Source organism: Pseudomonas sp. 2995-3 (assembly GCF_002742565.1).
In the GTDB taxonomy this organism is placed as follows: Bacteria; Pseudomonadota; Gammaproteobacteria; order Pseudomonadales; family Pseudomonadaceae; genus Aquipseudomonas; species Aquipseudomonas edaphica.
Map to the genome: position 1 here is coordinate 1 of NZ_LJSB01000386.1, position 255 is coordinate 255.

A 255-nucleotide genomic window follows, 5' to 3' on the forward strand; every position below is an offset into this window, starting at 1 on the left:
TTTTTCGTGGATGGAATTCATTAAAGTGTCGTGATCTCCACCTGGTAAGTCAGTTCTTCCAACCCCTCCATGAAATAAAACGTCCCCTGAGAAAATAACATCTTCATTTTGTACATAATAGGACACACTTCCTGGAGAATGCCCTGGAGTTTCATAGACAATAAACTCAATCCCACAAATAGATAAAGTTTCTTCTCTTGTTAACAGCTTATCTGCAGGTTCTGTTTTAATTGGTGGTATGCCCTGAAAGAGTCC

General features: G+C 39.2%; 1 protein-coding gene. It reads right to left on the bottom strand.

The window, feature by feature from the left end; genetic code table 11:
* Positions 1-255 (bottom strand): MBL fold metallo-hydrolase (locus AOA62_RS29815; RefSeq protein ID WP_143521948.1); only part of this gene is annotated, 255 nt, incomplete at both ends.